Here is a 20,296-nt window from a genome sequence, read left to right on the forward strand (position 1 = left end):
GCCGCCCGTGACCAGCGTCGCCCCGCCACCTGCCACCGCCCCGCCACCTGCCACCGCCCCGCCCGGGACGACGGGACCGTGCTCGATCTCGCCGGCCGTCGACCTGGTCTTCAGCCGCTGGACGACCCCGATCCTGTGGCTGCTCAACGAGTCCGGGCGGATGCGGTTCGTCGAGCTCCAGCGGACCATCGGCACCATCACCCCGAAGGTGCTGACCCAGCGGCTGCGGCAGATGGAGCGCGACGGGCTGGTGGTCCGCACGTACCACCCGGAGGTGCCGCCGCGGGTGGAGTACGAGATCAGCGAGCTCGGCCGCAGCCTGTCGCCGCTGTTCGCGGCGCTGTCCCAGTGGTCCAGCCGGCACTGGGACGAGGTGGAGGCCGCCCGCGGCCACTACGACGAGCAGCCGGACCGGCCCCGCCCCTGAGACGCGGTCTTGTAGATTCAGCCTCGGACGGCGGCACCGGGCCTGACCCCGGTGCCGCCGCTTCCGCCGTCAGCCGGTGGCCAGGGCGGGGTCGCTGACGCCGGGGCGGCCGGTCTCGACGTGGCCGGCGAAGCGCCGCAGGAACTGCCGGTCGTGATCGCCGACCACCGTCAGGTCGTACCACTGGCGGCCGTGCCGGGTGTCCACCGTGTGCGTCTCACGGCGGCCGGGGCGCAGCACGAAGGTCTGCCGCCCGCCGTCGTAGGAGTCGCGCAGGGTGAGGGTCACGGAGCTGCGCCCGGCGTTGGTCATGGTGAGCTCCACCCGGCCGCTGTCGCCGTCGTGCCGGGCGGTCACCTCGGGTCCGGCGTGCGCGGTGGAGCCGCGGAAGGTGCGCAGGAAGCCGTTCGGGCCGTACGCCGACAGGTCGTAGCCGCCGCCGGCCGCCGCGGTGTCCCAGTGCCCGGAGATCTTCGCGCCGGCCTGCGCGGTGTAGGACCAGGGGCCCTCGGCGCCGTCCGCGCCGGTGACGTGGAAGCAGGCGCCGGCCGCCACGCCGCCGCCGAAGGTGAGGGTGATCCGCCCGTTCGACGGGGTCACGGCGGCGTCCACCAGCGGCGCGTAGCGCAGCGGGCGGGTGGGCCGCGATCCCCGCTCCTGCTTGGGCAGCACCTGGTCGGCGGGCGGCACCGGCACGTAGCTGTCGTGCCGGTCGCGGTCCGGCGGTTGATAGCCGTCGGTGTCGGGCAGCCCGGCCGGCCGCTCCCGGCTGAGACCGAAGTCGAAGGCCGAGGTGAGGTCGCCGCAGACGGCCCGCCGCCACGGCGAGATGTTGGGCTCGCGGACTCCGAAGCGGCGCTCCATGAAGCGGATGATCGAGGTGTGGTCGAAGACCTCGGAGCAGACATAGCCGCCGGTGCTCCACGGCGAGACCACCGTCATCGGCACCCGCTGGCCCAGGCCGTAGGGGCCGGCCGCGTAGGTGCCGCCGCCGGGGTAGACCTCGAGGCCGGTGTCCGCGGTGGAGGCGCCGCCGGGCAGCACCATCGGCGGTACGACGTGGTCGAAGTAGCCGTCGTTCTCGTCGTAGGTGATGAACAGCGCGGTCCTGCTCCACACCTCGGGGTCGGAGGTCAGCGCGTCCAGGACCTGCGAGATGTACCAGGCGCCGTAGTTCGCGGGCCAGTTGGGGTGCTCGGAGAACGCCTCGGGGGCCGCGATCCAGGAGATCTGCGGCAGCCTGCCGCCCTTGACGTCGGCCCTCAGTACGTCGAAGAAGCCGTCGCCGGCCGCCGCGTTCGTGCCCGTACGGGCCTTCTCGTACAGCGCGTCGCCGGGCTCGGCATTGCGGTACTGGTCGAAGTACAGCAGCGAGTTGTCGCCGTAGTTGCCCCGGTAGGCGTCCTCGATCCAGCCCCAGGAGTGGTCGGCGTCCAGGCCGTCGCCGATGTCCTGGTAGATCTTCCAGGAGACCTTGGCGTCCTCCAGCCGCTCGGGGTAGGTCGACCAGGCGTAGCCCGCCTCGGTGTTGTCGAGGACCGGGCCGCGGCCCTTGCCGTCGTTGCCGGTGTAGCCCGACCACATGTAGTAGCGGTTGGGGTCGGTGCCGCCGATGAACGAGCAGTGGTAGGCGTCGCACACGGTGAAGGCGTCGGCCAGCGCGTAGTGGAACGGGATGTCCTCGCGGGTCAGATAGGCCATCGTGCCGGCCGACTTGGCGGCGATCCACTGGTCGTACCTGCCGCCGTTGACCGCCGCGTGGCTGCCGATCCACTCGTGGTTGAGGCCCTCGATGAACTGCAGGCCCAGGTTCCCGGCGTCCGGGTGGTAGGGCAGCACCTCGCCGGCGCCGTCGGGCTGGTGCCAGACGGACTTGCCGCCGGGCAGCCGCACCGGGCGGGGGTCGCCGAAGCCGCGTACGCCGCGCAGCGAGCCGAAGTAGTGGTCGAAGGACCGGTTCTCCTGCATCAGGACGACGATGTGCTCGACGTCCTTGATGGTTCCGGTTCTGCGGGCGGCCGGGATGGCGGCGGCCCGGCTGATGCTGCTGGACAGGGCCGTGAAGCCCGCGGTGGCGCCGGCGATCTGGAGGAAGCGCCGCCGGTTGAGTTCTGACATGGCTTCGGGGACCTCTTCGCTGCTGGTGGGAGCGGTGAGAACGGTGACCCAAGGGCAGCGACTCCAGGCCACGGCCGGGTGTCACGGGTGTGAAAGCGGGCGGTACGCGCCGCGAACAGCCCGCGCGCGGCCGGCTCCGCTTGGCGTGATCGGGCACGTTCCGACGTGATCCGGCAAAGCGGCGTTCAACTGGGCGTCGCCGTCGGGCGCGAGTCTTCGGTGGTTCACCGCCCGCGCGGCGGGCGGTTCGCAGTCCAGGCACCAGGCACGAGGAGCAACGATGGTCGCACCGTTGGACACACCGGCCGAGTCCGGGGACCACCTCAGCCGGCGCACCGCCGTCGGCCTGCTCGGCACCGCGGGCGTCGGCGCCGTCGCGGCGCCGCTGCTGACCGCGGGCCAGGCCACGGCCGCCCCGGCCGGCGCCCCCGCCTTCCACCCGACTCCCGACGCGGGCGGCGCGTCCCCGGTGCAGGGTCTGCACCTGACCTTCGGCAAGGACCCCAGCAGCCAGATGACGGTCTCCTGGCTGACCGACGCCCCGGTCAGCCGGCCGCGGGTGCTGTACGGCACGCTCAGCCACGGCCTCGGCTCCGGCGCCTCGGCGCAGACCGTCACGTACACCGACGGGAAGTCCGGCCGCACGGTCTACGTGCACCACGCGGCGCTGACCCGGCTCGCGCCCGACACCGAGTACCTGTACCTCGTCTCGCACGACGGCGCCACCCCGGACAGCGCCACCTTCAGGACCGCGCCGCGCGGCCGGCAGCCGCTGACCTTCACCAGCTTCGGCGACCAGTCGGCGCCGCAGGTGAGCTGGTCCGTGACCAACACGGTGGGCCTGGACGCCAACTCCACCCCGGCCACCAAGGACATCGTGACCGGTGTCGAGCAGGTCGCGCCGCTGTTCCACCTGCTCAACGGCGACCTGTGCTACGCCAACCTCGACGTGGACCGGGTGCGGACCTGGAACAACTTCTTCACCAACAACACCCGTTCCGCCCGGTTCCGGCCGTGGATGCCGGCCGCGGGCAACCACGAGATCGAGTCCGGCAACGGGCCGATCGGACTGGGCGCCTACCAGGCGTACTTCGAGCTGCCGTCCACCGAGACCGACGACGAACTGGCGGGCCTGTGGTACGCGTTCACCGCCGGCTCGGTGCGGGTGATCGTGCTCCAGAACGACGACAACTGCCTGCAGGACGGCGGTGACGTCTACATCAACGGCTACTCCGGCGGACGCCAGCTCGCCTTCCTGGAGCGGGAGTTGAAGAAGGCCCGGGCGGACCGGGAGGTGGACTGGATCGTGGTGGCGATGCACCAGGTGATGGTCAGCACCTCGGACGCCAACGGCTCCGACCTCGGGCTGCGGGCGCTGTACGGCCCGCTGTTCGACCGCTACAGCGTCGACCTGGTGGTCTGCGGCCACGAGCACGACTACGAGCGGTCGCTCGCGGTCCGCGGCGTGGTCTCGGGCAGCGAGACGCTGACCCCCAACCCGGCCTCGCAGCGCACCGACGACATCGACACCTCGATGGGCACCGTGCACATGGTGCTCGGGGGCGGCGGGGTGTCCGGCACCACCAACGGCGCCTTCTTCAAGGACGGCACCGGCAAGGTGATCACCGCGGTCACCTCGGCGCCGGGCTCCAACGGCAAGCGCACCGCGACCTACGTCAAGGAGGAGGCGGTCTGGTCGGCCAAGCGCGACCTGGACAACCCCTACGGCTTCGCGGCGTTCACCGTCGATCCCGGCCGCTTCCCCGGTGACACCACCCGGATGCACGTCACCTACTACAACGTGACCATCCCCACCGGCGAGCTGTCGGTCTTCGAGAAGTTCACCCTGCACCGCAAGCGGTCCGACGGCCACCGCTGACCGTTTGACCGTTCCGGCAAGCGGCAGGCCCGCGGGGGCCGGCGGGGAATCCGCCGGTTCCCCGCCGGCCCCGTCCGGGCAGGGCCGCCGTCCGGTCAGGCCCGGCGGGCCAGCACCAGCCGGCAGCGCGGGCTGCCGTCGTCGCGGCGGCCGAACTCCTCCAGCGGCAGCGTCGTCACGTCGAACCCGGTCCTGGCCAGGTCCTTGGCGACGGCCGGCAGCGGGAACGTGCGGTAGTACATGACGAACGGCGGCCGCCACACCGCGTTCCGCACCCGCATCCCGGCGTCGAAGCCGGCCAGCGCCCAGTACAGCGCGGAGCCGACCGGCGGCGGCGCGGCGACCGGGAAGGCGAACAGCCCGCCGGGCCGCAGGCACCGGTGCACCTGGGCGAACAGCCCGGGGCGCTCGGCGGGCAGGAAGTGCCCGAACGCGCCGAAGCTGACGGCGAGATCGAACGCCCCGGTGAACGGCAGCGCGCGCACGTCGGCGCGCACCCAGTGCGGGGCCGGCTCGGCGTCGCCGGCCCGGTCGCGGGCCTCCGCGAGCATCCCGGCGCTGAAGTCCACCCCGGTGATCCGCCGGCACAGCGGGCGCAGCGGGCGCGCCCCGGCGCCGGTGCCGCAGCACACGTCGAGCCCGGCGTCGAACGGCCCGAGCGGGCGCAGCGCGTCGCCGACCGCGTCGAGGAACCGGTCGGGGGTGCGGAAGGGCGTCTGGTCGAACTTCGGGGCCAGCAGGTCGTAGCCGCGGTCCACGGACGAGAGGGCCTGCACGGCGAGTTCGCGCAGTGTCGGGCCCTGGGGGGAGAACATCCGGTCAGGATAGGCGGCCCGGCGGCCGGGTGGGCGGCGGCTCGACGGGCCGGCGCGGGCGCGGCTCAACGGCCGTGCCGCCGCTGCCTTTCGGTGTAACTGCGCAGCGCCCGCAGGAAGTCGATCTCGCGGAAGGCCGGCCAGTACGCGTCGCAGAAGTACAGCTCGGAGTAAGCGCTCTGCCAGAGCAGGAAGTTGGACATCCGCTGCTCGCCGCTGGTGCGGATCACCAGGTCGGGGTCCGGCTGCCCGGCGGTGTACAGGTGCCTGGCGATGTCGTCGGCGCCGAAGCTCTCGGCCAGGTCGGCCAGCGAGAGCCCGGCCTGCGCGCTCTCGGTCATCAGATCGCGCAGCGCGTCGACCACCTCCTGCCGCCCGCCGTAGCCGATGGCGAGGGTGACCTGCGCGCCGGTGGCGCAGTGCCGGGTGGCGTCCACCGCCTCCTTCAGCGCGTGCGCGGTGCTGTCGGGCAGGATGTCCAGGGTGCCGGCCAGGTGCACCTGCCAGCGCGCGTCGGGCCTGGCGAGCTTGTCCCTGACCACCCGCTCGATCAGCCCCATCAGGAAGTCCACCTCGGCGGCGTCCCGGCGCTGGAGGTTCTCGGTGGAGCAGACGTATACGGTCACATGGCGGATGCCGAGCGACTCGCACCACGACAGCACGTGGTCGACGTGCTCGGCGCCGTACCGGTGGCCGACGCCGGGGCCGGCCATGCCCATCTGCCGCGCCCAGCGCCGGTTGCCGTCCATGATGAGTCCGATGTGCCGCGGCAGTTCCCCGCCACCGCGCACCTGGCGACGCAATCGGCGGGTGTAGTAGGCGTATACGGGGTCCGAGAGGCGCATCCGGCCATCCTTCCACGGGGCCGCGGGAAACCGGCGAACGCCTGACAACGGCCCGCGTATTCCTGACGAAGATGTGCCGTTTACCTCACGCGGACGAAACGGAGTCGTCATTCCTCATGCGTTAAGCTGTGTACTTAACGGAATGATCGTTCCGGTTCAAGCTTGAGGAGTTTCATGGCGTCCGAGACCAGGCGCACGCCCCACCAGGTCACGTTCGCGGTACTGGCGGCCGGCGTGTCCGCCTACGCACTGCTTCAGTCCCTGGTGACCCCGGTTCTCCCGACGATTCAGGAGAGCCTGCACACCAACCAGAACACCGTCACGTGGGTGCTGACCGCCTACCTGCTGTCGGCGTCGATATTCACCCCGATCATGGGCCGGATCGGCGACATGATCGGCAAGGAACGCGTCTTCGTCGCCACGATGTCCGCGCTGGCCGCGGGTTCGCTGCTGGCCGCGCTCGCCACCAACGTGCAGGTGATGATCATCGCCCGGGTGATCCAGGGCATCGGCGGCGGTGTGCTGCCACTGGCCTTCGGGATCATCCGCGACGAGTTCCCCAAGGAGAAGCTGTCCGGCGCGGTCGGCGCGATCGCCTCGCTGATCGCGGTCGGCGCGGGCCTGGGCATCGTCCTTGCCGGGCCGATCGTCAACGCGCTGAACTACCACTGGCTGTTCTGGCTGCCGATGATCCTGTGCATCGTCGCCGCCGTGGCCGCGCACTTCCTCGTCCCGGAGTCCCCGATCCGCACCCCGGGCCGGATCAGCTGGCTGCCCGCGGTGCTGCTGTCCGCGTGGCTGGTCGCCCTGCTGGTCGCCCTCAGCCAGGCTCCCGTGTGGGGCTGGGCCTCGGGCAAGGTCATCGGCCTGTTCGTCGCGGCGGTCGTGCTGGCCGTCGGCTGGGTGCAGGTGGAGCTGCGGGCCGCGATGCCGCTGATCGACATGAAGATGATGCGGCTGCCCGCGGTGTGGACCAACAACCTGGTCGCGCTGCTCTTCGGTGTCGGGATGTACGCGACCTTCGCCTTCCTGCCGGAGTTCGTACAGACCCCCAAGTCCACCGGCTACGGCTTCGGTTCGAGCATCACCGAGTCCGGGCTGATCCTGCTGCCGATGTCGGTCGCGATGTTCTTCGTCGGCCTCTACGCGAACCGCTTCGCGCAGCGGGTCGGCGGCAAGGTCGTGGTCGTGCTCGGCTCGCTGATCGGCACCCTGTCGCTGGCGCTGCTCGCGTTCGCCCACGGGGCGACCTGGGAGCTGTACATCGCCACCGCCGTGATGGGCGTCGGCTTCGGCCTGGCCTTCGCGGCCATGTCCAGCCTGATCGTCGCCGCGGTGCCGCCGGAGCAGACCGGCGTGGCCAGCGGCATGAACGCCAACATCCGGACGATCGGCGGCTCGATCGGCGCCGCGCTGATGGCCAGCGTCGTCACCGCCAGCCCCGCCGCCGACGGACTGCCGCGCGAATCGGGCTACACCAACGGCTTCGCGATGCTCGGCGGCGCGCTGCTGGTCGCCGCCTTCGCCGCCATGCTGATCCCGGTCGGCCGCCGCCTGCACACGGTGGATTTCGCGGACGAGCCGGAACACGCGGAGCTCGCGATGGTTCCCGGCGGTACGGTCGTGGGCGACAAGCCCGAATAGCCCGACGCCGAACGTGCCGAGCCGGTCTGGACCGAGCCGACCTGAGCCGAGTTCAGCCGAGCCGGGCACCGAACGCCGCATCGACCGGGAGTGACTGACGATGACCGCGCACGACACCCCGCACCGGCCGATGCGGCGGGACGCCGTACGCAACCAGCAGTTGGTGATAGACGCGGCCCGTGACGTGCTCTCCGAGGTCGGCACCGACGCCAGCATGGAGCTGATCGCCTCACGGGCCGGCGTGGGCGTCGGCACCGTCTACCGGCGCTTCCCCAACAAGGAGGCGCTGGTGGACGAGATCGCCGGGCTGATGCTCAGCGAGCTGGTCGAGGAGGGCAGGCGGGCGCTCGCGCTCGGCGACGGCACCGGCCTTGAGGTCTTCATGCGGGCGATCGGCCACTCGCTGGCCAGGCACCGCGGCTGCGCGGACAAGCTGATCGGCCACTCGAAGACCGGCAGCGTGGAGGAGCTTCGCGACCTGGCGGCCGAACTGCTGGACCAGGCACGGCAGTCGGGCCGGGTCGGCCCGGTCATCGAACTGGGTGACGTGATGACCGCGCTGTGGGGCATGCGCGGGATCGTCGAGACCTCTGGCGGTACCGCCCCGGACGCCTGGGAGCGCTACCTGGACATCCACCTCGCCGGGTTCCGCGCGCCCGACCTGGCCAGTGAGCGGCCGGCGGTCACCCGCGCGCAGCTGTCGGAGATCAGCCACAACAAGACGAGCGCGGCGGCGGCCGAACGGCGCTGAGCGCCTCGGGCGCCGGGGATTCCGCTTCGGCTGCTGAGCGGTGACATGGTGAGGCCCGCCGCGGGTGCGGCGGGCCTCACCGCCGTCATGGGCGCCCCGGCTTTCGCGGTTCAGGCCCCGGGGCGCCTGGCCTCAGCGCCGGGCGCCGCAGCCCGGGCAGAAGGCCGCGCCCTCCGGCACCGTCGCGCTGCACGAGCCGCAGGTGTCGGACTGCGCCAGCTGGTGGCCGCAGCCCGGGCAGAACGGGGTGCCGTGCGTCTCGGTCCTGCACTGCGGGCAGACCAGCTGCCGCTGCGCGTTGACGTCGAAGGCCTGGCCGGAGTTCGCGCCGACGGCGTAGGCGCGCTCGGCGACCGCGTCGTTGAGGCCGCGCTGCTGGGCGGCGAGCGCCTCGGCCGCGGTGTCCGGCGCGCAGCTCAGGCAGATGCCCTGGCCGGCGTTCCAGCAGCGGTTGCAGACGTAGTCGGTGCACCGCGGGCAGCGGTTGAAGTGCCCCTGCGCGTTGCTGATCGCGCGCTGGAACGCGGTGTCGCGGGCACCGCCGTAGCCGGCGCCGGCCAGGCCGTCCGCGGCGCTCGACACGCCGCTGCCGGTACGGCCGAGGGCGCCCCAGGCCGCGCTGACGCCCTTGCCGACCCAGCCGGCCAGCCGGGCGCTGGTGTACGCCTCGAAGGGCGACCGCCAGGTGTCCTGGCAGCGCGCGCACGAGAACTCGAACTGGAAGCCGGCTCCCGTGCCGTGCTCCTGGCACAGATCCCGGTAGTTGTTGCTGAAGTAGATCTCCGAACTCACCGCACGCCTCCCCGAGCGCCTGCCGCCGGGCCCCCTGACCCGCCGGTACCCACCGTCAGTTGACGCCCCGCACGTCCCCTCCGGTTCTCCGAGCAAGGACACTTTGGCATACGTACCCCGCTTCGGGACATCGACAGCTGCCAACGGCGCCCGGCAGGCGGCTCGTTGGCCCCGCTCAGCGGTGTGCGGGGCCGGCTTCGGCGTGCTCGGTGCGGTGGGAGGGGCCCGCGGGCCTGGTGCGCCCGGTGGCGCTGCCGGGGTCGGCGCGCTCCCCGGCCGCCTGCCGCAGTACGGCGGCCAGCCGGTCGCGGACGGCGGTCTGCGCGGCGATCCGCGCGTCGAGCACCGCGAGCCGTCCCGCGGCGACGGCCAGCGCCCGGTCCGGGACCGGTCCCGTCGTCATGTCACCGTCCAGGCACGGCAGGAAGAGGCGGACGTCGTCCAGGGTGAGCCCCGCGCCGAGCAGGAAGCGGATGTTGCGGACCCGCGCGGCGGCCAGGTCCGGATAGACCCGGTAGCCGTTGGGCGCCCGGTCGCTCTCCAGCAGCCCCGCCTGCTCGTAGTGGCGCAGCGAACGCACGCTGGCGCCCGTCAGTGCCGCCAGTTCGCCGATCCGCATCCCGGCCCACCTCCGGTCGCCTGCCGTTCCGTACCCAGGCCGGGCCGGTGCTCCGCTCCATCATGCGTGGGCCCGTCGATCGAGGGGCCGACGGGTCTCAGGCCACGACCGCGCCGCCGTCCACCGGCAGCACCACGCCGGTGATGAAGCCGGCCTCGGGCGAGGCGAGCCGGGTGATCGCCCAGGCGACCTCCTCGGGCTGCCCGGTGCGGCCCAGCGGGGTGTGCGCGATCTGCCAGCGGCGCACCGCGGCGGAGGCTTCCGGCGCGAGGCCCTGGTGGTTCGCGATCGGCGTGCTGATCGCGCCGGGCGCCACCGCGACCACCCGGATGCCGCGGGGCGCCAGTTCTACCGCCCAACTGCGGGTCAGCAGCTCCAACCCGCCCTTGGTGGCGGCGTAGACGGCGCTGCCGAGCTCGCTCGGCCAGGCGCGCTGCGCGATCGAGGTGGTGACGTTGACGACCACTCCGCCCGCGGCTTCGAGCGCCGGCACCGCGGCCTGGGTGAGCAGCACGGGCGCGACGAGGTTGGTGGCGAGCTGGTCGTCGATCGTGGCGCGCTCGAACGTGCCGAGACGGCCGCTGCGGACGATGCCCGCGTTGTTGACCAGGACGTCCAGCCGGCCGTGCGCCTCCGTCACGGCGGCAAGGATCCGCTCCGGCTCGCCCGGAGCGGTGATGTCGGCGCTGAACGGGAAGATGCCGTCATGTCCTTCGGCGGCCTGGGCGAGCGGCCCGGGCCGGCGGCCGACGGCGACCACCCGGTCGCCGGCCGCCGCGAAGGCCCGCGCCGTGGCCCGGCCGATGCCGGTGCCGGCGCCGGTGACCAGAACGGTCCTGATGCCGTCGGACGGCGCTGCTGCGGTCTGTGCCGCGGTGCTGTGCTCCATGCCGGCCATCGTCGGACCCTGCCACCGGCGTCAGGGTCAAGCCGTGCCGCCGCGCGACCTGCCGGCCACCCGGGCCCGAGGGCGCGCCCGGTGCCGGGCGCGTGCGGCACGGCGGTGGCCGGCCCGGCGGTGGCCGGCCCGGCGGTGGGCGGCCCGGCGGTGGGCGGCCCGGCGGTGCCGCGCGTCAGCCCTGGCGGGCCTTGCCGCGCGGGTCCTTGCGGTTGATCACGAAGACCTTGCCGCGGCGGCGGACGATCTGCGCGCCCGGCCGGTTCTTCAGCGAGCGCAGTGAGTTGCGTACCTTCATCACGACACCTTTCTGCTCGTCGTGCTCGTATCCTTGCGGTCACCACAACGGCGGCGGTGTCATGTTCATTCCGCAGCCCGTTCCGGCAGGTCAGACGCGCGGAGGCGACGGATATGAGCGAGGAACGGGAGCGTCCGGCCGAGGACGGCGGACACGCGGGCGAGGAGGACGGGCCGGACTTCTCCAGCCCCGGGTTCTCCAGTCCCGACTTCTCCAGCCCGGACTTCACCGGCCCGGAGTCCACGGTGCACGAGTACACGCCGCCGCCGTACGAGGTGCCGCCCTTCGAGGGCCCCGACTACGAGGCGGGCGACGACGACGGACCAGGATTCTCCAGCCCCGACTTCTCCAGTCCCGACTTCAGCAGCCCCGGCGCGATGGGCGAGCCTGAGGAGGAAGGCGGGGCGCACGGGGAGGCGTAGCGCGGGGGCGGCGGGCTCGCCGAGCGCTCTCCCGCCAGGGGGCGCAGGCTGGAACGGGGGGACCCCCGTGAGGTGAGTCCCATGAGACGTGGACCTGTCCGCCGCATCCCCGCAGCCCTGCTCCTGACGGCCGCAGCCGCGGCCACGGCGGTGAGCTGCGGCACCCAGTCCGGCTCCGCCCCGGCGACCCCGCCCCCGACAACCGCGACCACCACGGTCACCACCCAGCAGCCCCAGCCGAGCACGACGACCCCGCCCCCACCCCCTGCCCCGGCCACGACACCCCCGGCCCAGGCCGACCCCGCGTCGGTGGTCAACAACTACTTCGCCGCGATCAACGCGCACGACTACCGCACGGCGTGGGCGCTGGGCGGCAAGAACCTCAACTCGTCCTACGCCGCCTTCGTCCACGGCTTCGCCGACACCGTGAACGACACGGTCAGCGCGGTCGACGCCGGAGGCTCGACGGTCGACGTCGGGCTCGCCGCCGAGCAGTCCGACGGGTCGGTCAAGGTGTTCGACGGCACGTACACCGTTCGTGACGGTGTGATCGTCTCGGCGAGCATCCACGAAGTGACCACTTCGGAGTCCAGCCCGCCGCCGAGCACCGGGCCCGACTCCCCGTCGGACACGTCCTCCGGCGCCGCGAGCTTCGACAACTGCTCACAGGCGCACGCCGCCCACAGGTACAGCATCCCGCGGTCCGACCCCGCCTACGCGCCGCATCTCGACGCCGACCACGACGGATACGCCTGCGAGCCGTACGAGTCGCCGTCCCCCTGACGCCGCCGTCCCCCTGACGCCGTCCCCGGTCCCTGACGGGCCTCTTCAGGCCCGGCCGCGGGCCAGCAGCGCCTGGTAGCGCAGTGCCAGGCGGCCGTCGGGGCCGGTGTACTGCGGGGTCAGGGTGTCGTAGGCCGCCTTGATCCGGGCGATCGTCTCCGGGGTCTGGCGGCTGACGGTCTGACCGATCAGGCCCACGCCGGCCGCCGCCCCGCCCCACCACTCCTCGGGCGTGGCGAGGTGGTCCCAGACCACCGGCTCGCAGGACACGTCGGCGAGGCCGGCCGCGGTGAACAGGGCCGCGAAGCCCTCCGGGGTGCGCGGGAAGTCCTCCGACGGGTCGAGCCGGGGCGGATCGGCGAGGCCCGGCGCGCCGGCCGCCTCCACCGCGCGGGCGAACAGCTCGTGCCCCGCGCCGGCCGGGCTCGGCCAGATCGTCGCGGCCACCCGGCCGCCGGGGCGGGTCGCCGCGCGCATCGCCGTGACGGCCGCGGCGGGCCGGCCGACGTGGTTGACCACGAAGTTCGCCACCACCGCGTCGAAGCTGCCGTCGGCGAACGGCAGGTCGGGCAGTACGGCCACCCGGAAATCGGCCTCCGGCGCGTTGTGCCGGGCCAGTTCGATCATGCCGGGCTCGGCGTCCACCGCGGTCACCTGGGCGCCGCGGGCGCCCGCCGCGGCGGCGACGGTGCCGATCCCGGTGCCGACGTCGAGCAGCCGGACGCCCGGTCCCGCGCCGGCCGCGTCGAGCAGCACCGGCGCCGTGTGCGCGCAGAGCTTGGCGAAGCTGTCCCGGAACGCCGCGGCCCGGCCCGCCCAGATCTGCCGTTCCTCCGCATCGAAGTCCAACAAGTGCGCCGGCCCCCTTCGTTGCCCCGGCCGGACGTCCGCCCGGCCGGGGCCGACTCTACTGCGGCCGCTCCCGGCGGAACGCCGCCGGTCACGGCACGGGTCCGTACCCGGCCGGCCGCCGGTTGCGGCGCGGGTCCGCGCCCGGCCGGCCGGCACGCGCGGCCGAAACGGCGCGGACCGCTTTCGGAGAGCGCTCTCCGGGGCTCTTGACAGACCGCCGGAGGCCCAGCATCGTCCTTCCCGCGGCCCGTGTGTAACCGGTTCCTAGCGGGTCGCGCCGTCGCACGCTCCGAGCCGCCGCTTTCGCAGTCTGGAGTCCCCCCATGCGTCCGCTGTCCCTGCTGTCCTTGCGCCACTGGAAGAGAAACCTGCTGCCCTTAGTGGCAGTGCTCATGCTGATCACCAGCGCGGGCGCGTTCACCGCGAACCAGTCCCGCGCGCACGCCGCCGCCGCGCAACCGTGGATGAACACCGCGCAGACGCCCGAGCAGCGGGCCGACGAGCTGCTCGCCGCGATGACCCAGGCCGAGAAGCTGACCATGCTGCACGGCGGCGCGGGCTGCGGCTACGTCGGCTGCGTGGACGCCAACACCCGGCTCGGCATCCCCGCGCTGCACCTCCAGGACGGCCCGGTCGGGGCCGGCGACGGGCTGGCGAACGTGACGCAGATGGCCGCCCCGGTCGCCGGCGCGGCGACCTGGGACACCGCGCTGATGCAGAGCTACGGCCAGGTGCTGGGCTCCGAGCAGTGGGGCAAGGGCACCAACGTGGTGCTCGCGCCGACCATCAACATCGTCCGCGACCCGCGCTGGGGCCGCGCCTTCGAGTCGCTCGGCGAAGACCCCTACCTCGCCGGCCAGATGGGCGCCGCCGACATCCAGGGCATCCAGAGCCAGGGCCCGATGGCCCAGGTCAAGCACTACGCGGTCTACAACCAGGAGACCAACCGCAACAACAGCTCGGACAACGCGATCATCTCCGACCGCGCCGAGCGGGAGATCTACACCCCGGCGTTCGAGGCCGCCATCAAGCAGGGCGGCGCGGACTCGGTGATGTGCTCGTACTCGGCGGTCAACGGGCCGTTCGCGTGCGAGAACGGCCCGCTGCAGAACGGGCTGCTCAAGGGCGACCTGGGCTTCACCGGGTTCATCACCTCCGACTGGGGCGCCACCCACTCCACCGTCGCCTCGGCCAACAACGGCCTGGACATGGAGATGCCGGGCAGTGACTACTACGGCACCGCGCTGACCAACGCCGTCAACAGCGGGCAGGTCTCGCAGGCCACCCTCAACGACCACGTCCGGCGGATCCTGGTGTCGATGTTCCGCCAGGGCCTGTTCGACAACCCCAACACCGGCTCGCTGAACGCGGTGGTCAACACCCCGGCGCACGCGGCGACCTCGCAGCAGGTCGCGGAGGAGGGCAGCGTGCTGCTGAAGAACTCCGGTCCGGTGCTCCCGGTGGCCTCCTCGGTGAAGTCGCTCGCGGTGATCGGTGACGACGCCGGCACCGACGCCATGACCCAGGGCGGCGGCAGCGCGGGCGTCAACGCGCCGCACGTGGTCACGCCCTACCAGGGCATCAAGTCCCGGGCGGGCAGCGGTACCTCAGTGACGTACTCGCAAGGCACCGCCTCGTCCAGCGGCACCCTGTCGCCGGTCGGCAGCTCGTACCTCAAGCCGTCCACCGGCAGCGGAAGCGGCCTGTACGGGCAGTACTTCAACAACACCAACCTGACCGGCACGGCGGTCACCAGCCGGGTGGACGCCTCCATCGACTCGGTGTGGGGCGGCGGTTCGCCGGCTCCCGGCGTCAACTCCACCAACTGGTCCGCGAAGTGGACCGGCACGCTGACCCCGCCGACCAGCGGCAGCTACACCTTCTCGCTCAACAGTGACGACGGCAGCCGGCTGCTGATCAACGGCCAGCAGGTGATCAACAACTGGTTCAACCAGGGCCCGACCACCCGCACCGGCACCATCACACTGACCGCCAACCAGCCGGTGAACATCGAGGTGGACTACTACCAGGCCGGCGGCGGCAGCAACGCCAGCCTCGGCTGGCAGATCCCCGGCCAGTCGCTGCACGACCAGGCGGTCGCGGCGGCCCGTGCCTCCGACCTCGCGGTGGTCTTCGTGAGCAACTTCGAGTCCGAGGGCGGCGACCTCAGCAACATCGACCTGTCGTCCGCGCAGAACACCCTGGTCTCGGACGTGGCCGCGGCCAACCCCAACACCGTGGTGGTGGTCAACAGCGGTTCCGCGGTGACGATGCCGTGGGCCAACGCGGTCCGCGGGATCGTCGAGAACTGGTACCCGGGACAGGAGGACGGCACGGCCATCGCCCGGCTGCTGTACGGGGACGCCGACTTCTCCGGAAAGCTGCCGGTCACCTTCCCGAGCAGCCTGGCCGACGTGCCGGCGCACACCACCGCGCAGTGGCCGGGGCAGAACAACACCGTCCAGTACAGCGAGGGCGTGGACGTCGGCTACCGCTGGTACGACTCGCAGAACAAGACGCCGGCCTACCCGTTCGGCTACGGCCTGTCGTACACCACGTTCGCGTACTCCGGTCTGACCGTCGGCCAGCCGGACGCGAGCGGGAACGTGGCTGTCGGCTTCGACGTCAAGAACACCGGCACCCGGGCCGGCGCCGAGGTCCCGCAGGTCTACGTCGGCCAGCCGTCGAGCACCGGTGAGCCGCCCAAGAGCCTGCGCGGCTTCCAGCGGGTCAGCCTCAACGCGGGCCAGACCCAGCACGTATCGATCACCCTCGACGCGCGCAGCTTCCAGTACTGGGCGAACAACGCCTGGACCAACGCGTCGGGCACCAACACCGTCTACGTCGGCGCGTCCTCCCGGGACATCAAGCTGACCGGCACCACCACCATCGGCGGCGGTGGCACCACTCCCCCGGGACACACCGTGATCTCGCGCACCGGCTGGACGGCGACGGCGTCGGCGACCGGTGGCGGCGACGTGCCGTCGAGGATGCTGGACGGCGACAGCGGGACCCGCTGGAGCACCGGCACCCCGATGGTCAACGGGCAGACGGTGACGGTCGACATGGGCTCCTCGCACAGCGTCAACCAGATCACCATGGACTCGGCGGGCAGCACGGGTGACTACGCCCACGGCTACTCGGTGTCGCTGTCCGCCGACGGCAGCACCTGGTCGGCGCCGGTGGCGACCGGCACCGGGACCGCGCCACTGGTCACCGTGCCGTTCCCGGCGCAGAACGCCCGCTACATCCGGGTGACGCAGACCGGCAGTTCGAGTTCCTGGTGGTCGATCGCGGAGTTCAACGCCTACGGCTGACCACCGAGCGCGGTAGCGGCGGTCCGTTCCACGGCGTCGGCCAGTGCGGCCAGCGCCGGGGAGTCGAGCTTCCACTGCTGCCAGTAGAGCGGGACGTCCACCGGGCGGCCGGCCGCGAGTTCCACCAGCGCGCCGGCCGCCCGATGGGCCGCGGCCTGGTCCTCGGGGATCATCCCCCAGCCGAGGCCCGCCGCCACCGCCCGGACGAAGGACTCGCTGGACGGCACGTAGGTGCGGGCCCGGCCGCCCGGCGCGCCGCCGGGCGCCAGGTCGCGCAGGAAGCGGTCCTGGAGGTCGTCCTTGCGGTCGAAGACGATCACCGGTGCTTCGGGCAGCAGCTCCGGCAGCGGTCCGTGCGAGAGCCGGCGGGCGGCGAACGCGGGCGCGGCCATCGCCAGATAGCGCATCCGGCCCAGCGGGCGCACCGAGCAGCCCTGCACCGGGTCGGGCGAGGAGGTGACGGCGGCCATCACCCGGCCCTGCCGGAGCAGGCTCGTGGTGTGGTCCTGGTCGTCGCGGTGCAGGTCGAAGCAGACGTCGAGCTGCTGCGACACCTCGGCGAGCGCGGGCAGGAACCAGGTGGCGAGCGAGTCGGCGTTCACCGCGACCGGCAGCGTCACCGGTCCGGCCGCGCCGCTGAGGCCGAGCTCCGCTGCCGCGTCCCCTTCGAGCCGGGCCAGCTGCCGGCCGAAGCGCACCACCACCTCGCCCGAGCCGGTCAGCCGTACCGGCTTGGAGCGCAGCAGCAGGATCCGGCCGGTGCGCTGCTCGAGCGCCTTGATCCGCTGGCTGACGGCCGACGGCGTCACCTGCAGGGCCGACGCGGCGGCCTCGAAGGTGCCCTCGTCCACGGCGGCCAGCAGGGTGCGTACCTGGTCGAGCGGGAGATCGATCATCGGCGCCACCCGGTCCTCAGCAATGCCTGCCATTAGTTCTGCTTATCTTAGGTAAGAAAGATTAGCTGGTCTGATGACCGTGCGCTGCCTAGCCTTCCAGGGTGAGTGGAGAAGCTGTCGCCGCGCTCGCCGGGCTCGGCACCGGACTGTCGCTGATCGTGGCCATCGGGGCGCAGAACGCGTTCGTCCTGCGGCAGGGCATCCGCCGCGAGCACGTCGCCGCGGTGGTCGCGATCTGCGCGCTGTCGGACGTGGTGCTCATCGCGCTCGGCATCAGCGGGATCGGCGCGGTGGTGGGCGCCTGGCCGGCCGCGCTGCGGGTGACGGCCTGGGTCGGGGCCGCGTTCCTGGTCGGCTACGGGCTGCTGGCCGGCCGCCGCGCGCTGCGCCCGCGGGGTCTTGACGCGGCCGCGGGCGCCGGCGGTTCGCTGCGCACGGCGGTGCTCACCTGCCTCGCCATGACCTGGCTGAACCCGCATGTCTACCTGGACACCGTGCTGCTGCTCGGCTCGGTCGCCGGCGGCTACGGCGCCGACCGGTGGGCGTTCGGGGCAGGCGCGGCGACCGGCAGCGTGCTGTGGTTCGCCTCGCTCGGCTTCGGCGCCCGGCTGCTGCGCCGGCCGTTCTCCCGGCCCGCCGCGTGGCGGGTGCTCGACGGGGCCATCGCCTGCACCATGGTCACGCTGGGGGTGCTGCTGCCGGCCAGGCTGTGAGCCGGGGCAGCGCCCGCCGGGCCCGTCCACGGCTTCGCACCCGGTCCGTCATCCTCCGGGGCTGTCCGCCGGCGGCAGCAGCACCGGGCGGAAGCCGATGATCGCCGCGTCGTCCCGGCGGTCGCCCACCGAGGCCAGCAGCCGGGCGCACATCTCGGCCAGCGGCACCCCGTCGGCCCTGGCCCGTTCTGCGTTGTCGGCCAGGTGGCCCATGCCGACCGAGAGGTCGGTGCCCGGCACCTCGATCAGCCCGTCGGTGTAGAGCAGCAGGGTGTCGCCGATCCCGAGGTCGCGGTGCCAGGTGTGCCGGGCCATCGTGGAGTCCACGCAGAGCGGCAGGTCGGGGCCGTTGCCGCGCAGGAAGCGCGGCCGGCCGGCCGCCGGGAGCAGCAGCGGCGGCGGGTGACCGGCGTTGGACCAGGCGGCGTGCCAGCCGCCGTCCGGGCGCGGGGTGAGGTTGGCGTGCACCACCGTGACCAGCGGGGCGGCGTCGAGCCCCTCGGTGACCCGGTCGAGCCTGGCCAGGCCGTGCGAGGGCTTGTAGGGCCTGGCGTGCTCGTCGAACCGGTCGTAGGCGATCACCCGCAGCATGCTGCGCAGCTGGCTCATCCTGGTGGCCGCCTCCAGGTCGTGGCCGGCGATGTCGCCGATGGTCAGGGCCACCGAGCCGTCGGGCAGCAGCAGGGCGTCGTACCAGTCGCCGCCGATCTCCGCGGTCTTGCTCGCGGGCTGGTAGTGCGCGGCCAGCTCGGCGCCCGGCACCCGCGGGGTCGAGGTGAGCAGCGCGCGCTGCAAAGTGAGCGCGGTGTGCCGGGTGGCCTGGAGTTCCATCGCCTGCCGCAGTGGGTCGCGCACCTCGTGCAGCACCTCGCCGAGCAGCGCCAGGTCGGCCGGGCCCGGCGGCGGCCCGTCCGCGCAGCCGGCCGCGGCGGCGAAGGCCACCACGGCGGCGTCGATCACGATGGGCACCAGGATCAGGCTGGTGGCGCGGGCGGCCCGCAGCCAGGCGTCGGACACGTCCGGCAGCACCCCGGGCGGCGGCTTGCCGCTCTCGAAGGTGAGCAGCTGCGGGCGGCGGCTGGCGACGACCTGCTGGACGACGGGGCCGATGGTGTACGTCTGGTGGTGCATCGGCGGCAGCTCGGGCAGTCCGTTGCGGGCCACCGATGCGACCCGGGTCGCGGTCAGCGGGCCGACCGCGGAGCCGTGCACGGCGGGCGGCAGCAGGAACACCACGCAGGCGTCGGTCAGCTCGGGAACGACCGCGGCGGCCACCGCGGCCAGCGCCTCGGGCACGTCGTTGGCGGCGCTGACGGTGGCCACCCGGGCCAGCAGGCGCTCGCGCAACCGGTTGCGCCACTGGTCCTCGATGTCGGCGGTGGTGCCGATCCACTCCTCGACGACACCCTCTCGCATGATGGGCACCGCCCGGGACTGCACGTGCCGGTACGCCCCGGAGGCGGTCCGCATCCGGAAGGTGCAGACGAACATCGACGGGGTGCCCGACGAGGCGTCCTGCCAGGTCTTGAGCAGCCCGGCCCGGTCGTGCGGGTGCACCCCCGACAGCCACACGGAGTCGATCACCGGCCGCCAGGGGGTGCCGGTGTACTTCTCGAACCCGCCGACCAGCTCGGTGATGGCGCCGTCCGGCTTCATCAGCCAGACGATCTGCGACACCGCCGACATCAGGGCCTCGTAGCGCTGGAGCGCCTGCCCGCGCTGCTCCGACAGGCTCTCGCTGCGCTCGACCGCCTCGATCTGCCGGGTGTTGTCCACCGCGACGGTCAGCACGCCGGGCCCGTACCTGGACACCACGGGCGAGGAGCTGTAGACGAAGTGCCGCCGGCCGGGTGCCCCGTGCGCGCTGCTCTCCGAGACGCGCGGTGTGGTGACCTGCCGGGGGGTGTGGGTGTCGTAGACCTCGTCGAGCATCCGCAGGAACGGCGCGGCGGCCGGCTCGTCGAACGCCTCGGCGGCCCTGGCGCCCAGCCGCCGGCGGCCGAACAGCTGGAGAAATGCCTCGTTGTAGTACGCCAGCCGGTGCTCGGGACCCGCGGTCAGTGCCACGGACACGATGGAGCGGTCGAACACCTCGGGTTCGAGCTGGGGAACACCCCCGGATCCACCGTTGCGGCTCATCCTCCGATCATCGCGCCACCGGCGCCGTCAGGCGCGTCGGAGCCGGGCCGGACGGCCGCCGACAGGACGGTCCCACCCGAAACCATTA

Annotated in this window: 18 protein-coding genes; 8 read left to right on the forward strand and 10 right to left on the reverse strand. The window is 72.9% G+C overall.

Annotation, left to right across the window (positions count from 1 at the left end; genetic code table 11):
* Positions 1 to 85: 85 nt before the first annotated feature.
* On the forward strand, positions 86 to 427 hold the full coding sequence (locus tag ACQPW6_RS03180) for a winged helix-turn-helix transcriptional regulator (RefSeq protein ID WP_433894403.1): 342 nt from the start codon (positions 86 to 88) through the stop codon (positions 425 to 427).
* A gap of 69 nt (positions 428 to 496) precedes the next feature.
* On the opposite strand, the gene ACQPW6_RS03185 is transcribed toward ACQPW6_RS03180, so the two are convergent.
* The gene (locus tag ACQPW6_RS03185; protein ID WP_433887975.1) at positions 497 to 2,545 is read right to left on the reverse strand and encodes a phosphocholine-specific phospholipase C; all 2,049 of its coding nucleotides are present in this window, start codon (positions 2,543 to 2,545) and stop codon (positions 497 to 499) included.
* Positions 2,546 to 2,825: 280 nt separating this feature from the next.
* On the opposite strand from ACQPW6_RS03185, the gene ACQPW6_RS03190 reads away from it, so the two are divergent.
* On the forward strand, positions 2,826 to 4,424 hold the full coding sequence (locus ACQPW6_RS03190) for a purple acid phosphatase family protein (protein ID WP_433887976.1): 1,599 nt from the start codon (positions 2,826 to 2,828) through the stop codon (positions 4,422 to 4,424).
* 95 nt (positions 4,425 to 4,519) lie between these two features.
* Here the strand turns inward: ACQPW6_RS03190 and ACQPW6_RS03195 are convergent, their stop codons facing one another.
* Both ACQPW6_RS03195 and uppS read right to left on the reverse strand, forming a co-directional pair.
* Entirely contained in the window at positions 4,520 to 5,239 is a 720-nt protein-coding gene (locus ACQPW6_RS03195; RefSeq protein ID WP_433887977.1) for a class I SAM-dependent methyltransferase, read from the reverse strand.
* Between the two features lie 65 nt (positions 5,240 to 5,304).
* Positions 5,305 to 6,084: a polyprenyl diphosphate synthase gene (uppS, locus tag ACQPW6_RS03200; RefSeq protein WP_433887978.1), complete on the reverse strand. Its 780-nt coding sequence runs from the start codon at positions 6,082 to 6,084 to the stop codon at positions 5,305 to 5,307.
* Between the two features lie 174 nt (positions 6,085 to 6,258).
* Between uppS and ACQPW6_RS03205 the strand changes: the two genes are divergently transcribed.
* Both ACQPW6_RS03205 and ACQPW6_RS03210 read left to right on the forward strand, forming a co-directional pair.
* On the forward strand, positions 6,259 to 7,728 hold the full coding sequence (locus ACQPW6_RS03205) for an MFS transporter (protein ID WP_433887979.1): 1,470 nt from the start codon (positions 6,259 to 6,261) through the stop codon (positions 7,726 to 7,728).
* A gap of 100 nt (positions 7,729 to 7,828) precedes the next feature.
* The gene (locus ACQPW6_RS03210; protein ID WP_433887980.1) at positions 7,829 to 8,479 is read left to right on the forward strand and encodes a TetR/AcrR family transcriptional regulator; all 651 of its coding nucleotides are present in this window, start codon (positions 7,829 to 7,831) and stop codon (positions 8,477 to 8,479) included.
* A 132-nt stretch (positions 8,480 to 8,611) separates the two neighbouring features.
* Here the strand turns inward: ACQPW6_RS03210 and ACQPW6_RS03215 are convergent, their stop codons facing one another.
* From ACQPW6_RS03215 to ykgO, 4 genes are all read right to left on the reverse strand, one after another.
* A complete protein-coding gene (locus tag ACQPW6_RS03215; protein ID WP_433887981.1) occupies positions 8,612 to 9,271 on the reverse strand; it encodes a double zinc ribbon domain-containing protein in 660 nt (219 codons plus the stop codon).
* 175 nt (positions 9,272 to 9,446) lie between these two features.
* Positions 9,447 to 9,890, reverse strand: coding sequence for a MerR family transcriptional regulator (locus ACQPW6_RS03220; RefSeq protein ID WP_433887982.1), 444 nt, complete (start codon positions 9,888 to 9,890; stop codon positions 9,447 to 9,449).
* A gap of 97 nt (positions 9,891 to 9,987) precedes the next feature.
* Positions 9,988 to 10,788: an SDR family NAD(P)-dependent oxidoreductase gene (locus ACQPW6_RS03225; protein WP_433887983.1), complete on the reverse strand. Its 801-nt coding sequence runs from the start codon at positions 10,786 to 10,788 to the stop codon at positions 9,988 to 9,990.
* A gap of 175 nt (positions 10,789 to 10,963) precedes the next feature.
* Entirely contained in the window at positions 10,964 to 11,086 is a 123-nt protein-coding gene (ykgO, locus tag ACQPW6_RS03230; protein ID WP_433887984.1) for a type B 50S ribosomal protein L36, read from the reverse strand.
* Positions 11,087 to 11,199: 113 nt separating this feature from the next.
* Between ykgO and ACQPW6_RS03235 the strand changes: the two genes are divergently transcribed.
* Entirely contained in the window at positions 11,200 to 11,508 is a 309-nt protein-coding gene (locus ACQPW6_RS03235) for a hypothetical protein (RefSeq protein WP_433887985.1), read from the forward strand.
* Between the two features lie 81 nt (positions 11,509 to 11,589).
* A complete protein-coding gene (locus ACQPW6_RS03240) occupies positions 11,590 to 12,291 on the forward strand; it encodes an excalibur calcium-binding domain-containing protein (RefSeq protein WP_433887986.1) in 702 nt (233 codons plus the stop codon).
* A gap of 45 nt (positions 12,292 to 12,336) precedes the next feature.
* On the opposite strand, the gene ACQPW6_RS03245 is transcribed toward ACQPW6_RS03240, so the two are convergent.
* Complete coding sequence (locus ACQPW6_RS03245) at positions 12,337 to 13,143, reverse strand: class I SAM-dependent methyltransferase (protein WP_433887987.1); 807 nt, start codon at positions 13,141 to 13,143, stop codon at positions 12,337 to 12,339.
* 392 nt (positions 13,144 to 13,535) lie between these two features.
* Here ACQPW6_RS03245 and ACQPW6_RS03250 point away from each other — a divergent pair, with 392 nt between their 5' ends.
* Positions 13,536 to 16,460 (forward strand): glycoside hydrolase family 3 C-terminal domain-containing protein, encoded by a 2,925-nt coding sequence (locus ACQPW6_RS03250; RefSeq protein WP_433887988.1) that lies wholly within the window; start codon positions 13,536 to 13,538, stop codon positions 16,458 to 16,460.
* Here ACQPW6_RS03250 and ACQPW6_RS03255 read toward each other — a convergent pair.
* A complete protein-coding gene (locus ACQPW6_RS03255; protein ID WP_433894404.1) occupies positions 16,451 to 17,356 on the reverse strand; it encodes a LysR family transcriptional regulator ArgP in 906 nt (301 codons plus the stop codon). The genes ACQPW6_RS03250 and ACQPW6_RS03255 overlap by 10 nt on opposite strands.
* A gap of 101 nt (positions 17,357 to 17,457) precedes the next feature.
* Here ACQPW6_RS03255 and ACQPW6_RS03260 point away from each other — a divergent pair, with 101 nt between their 5' ends.
* Complete coding sequence (locus tag ACQPW6_RS03260) at positions 17,458 to 18,069, forward strand: LysE/ArgO family amino acid transporter (protein WP_433887989.1); 612 nt, start codon at positions 17,458 to 17,460, stop codon at positions 18,067 to 18,069.
* A gap of 48 nt (positions 18,070 to 18,117) precedes the next feature.
* On the opposite strand, the gene ACQPW6_RS03265 is transcribed toward ACQPW6_RS03260, so the two are convergent.
* Complete coding sequence (locus tag ACQPW6_RS03265; protein WP_433887990.1) at positions 18,118 to 20,208, reverse strand: SpoIIE family protein phosphatase; 2,091 nt, start codon at positions 20,206 to 20,208, stop codon at positions 18,118 to 18,120.
* Positions 20,209 to 20,296 lie beyond the last annotated feature (88 nt).

It is taken from the genome of Streptomyces sp. CA-111067, from assembly GCF_050956065.1.
In the GTDB taxonomy this organism is placed as follows: domain Bacteria; phylum Actinomycetota; class Actinomycetes; order Streptomycetales; family Streptomycetaceae; genus Actinacidiphila.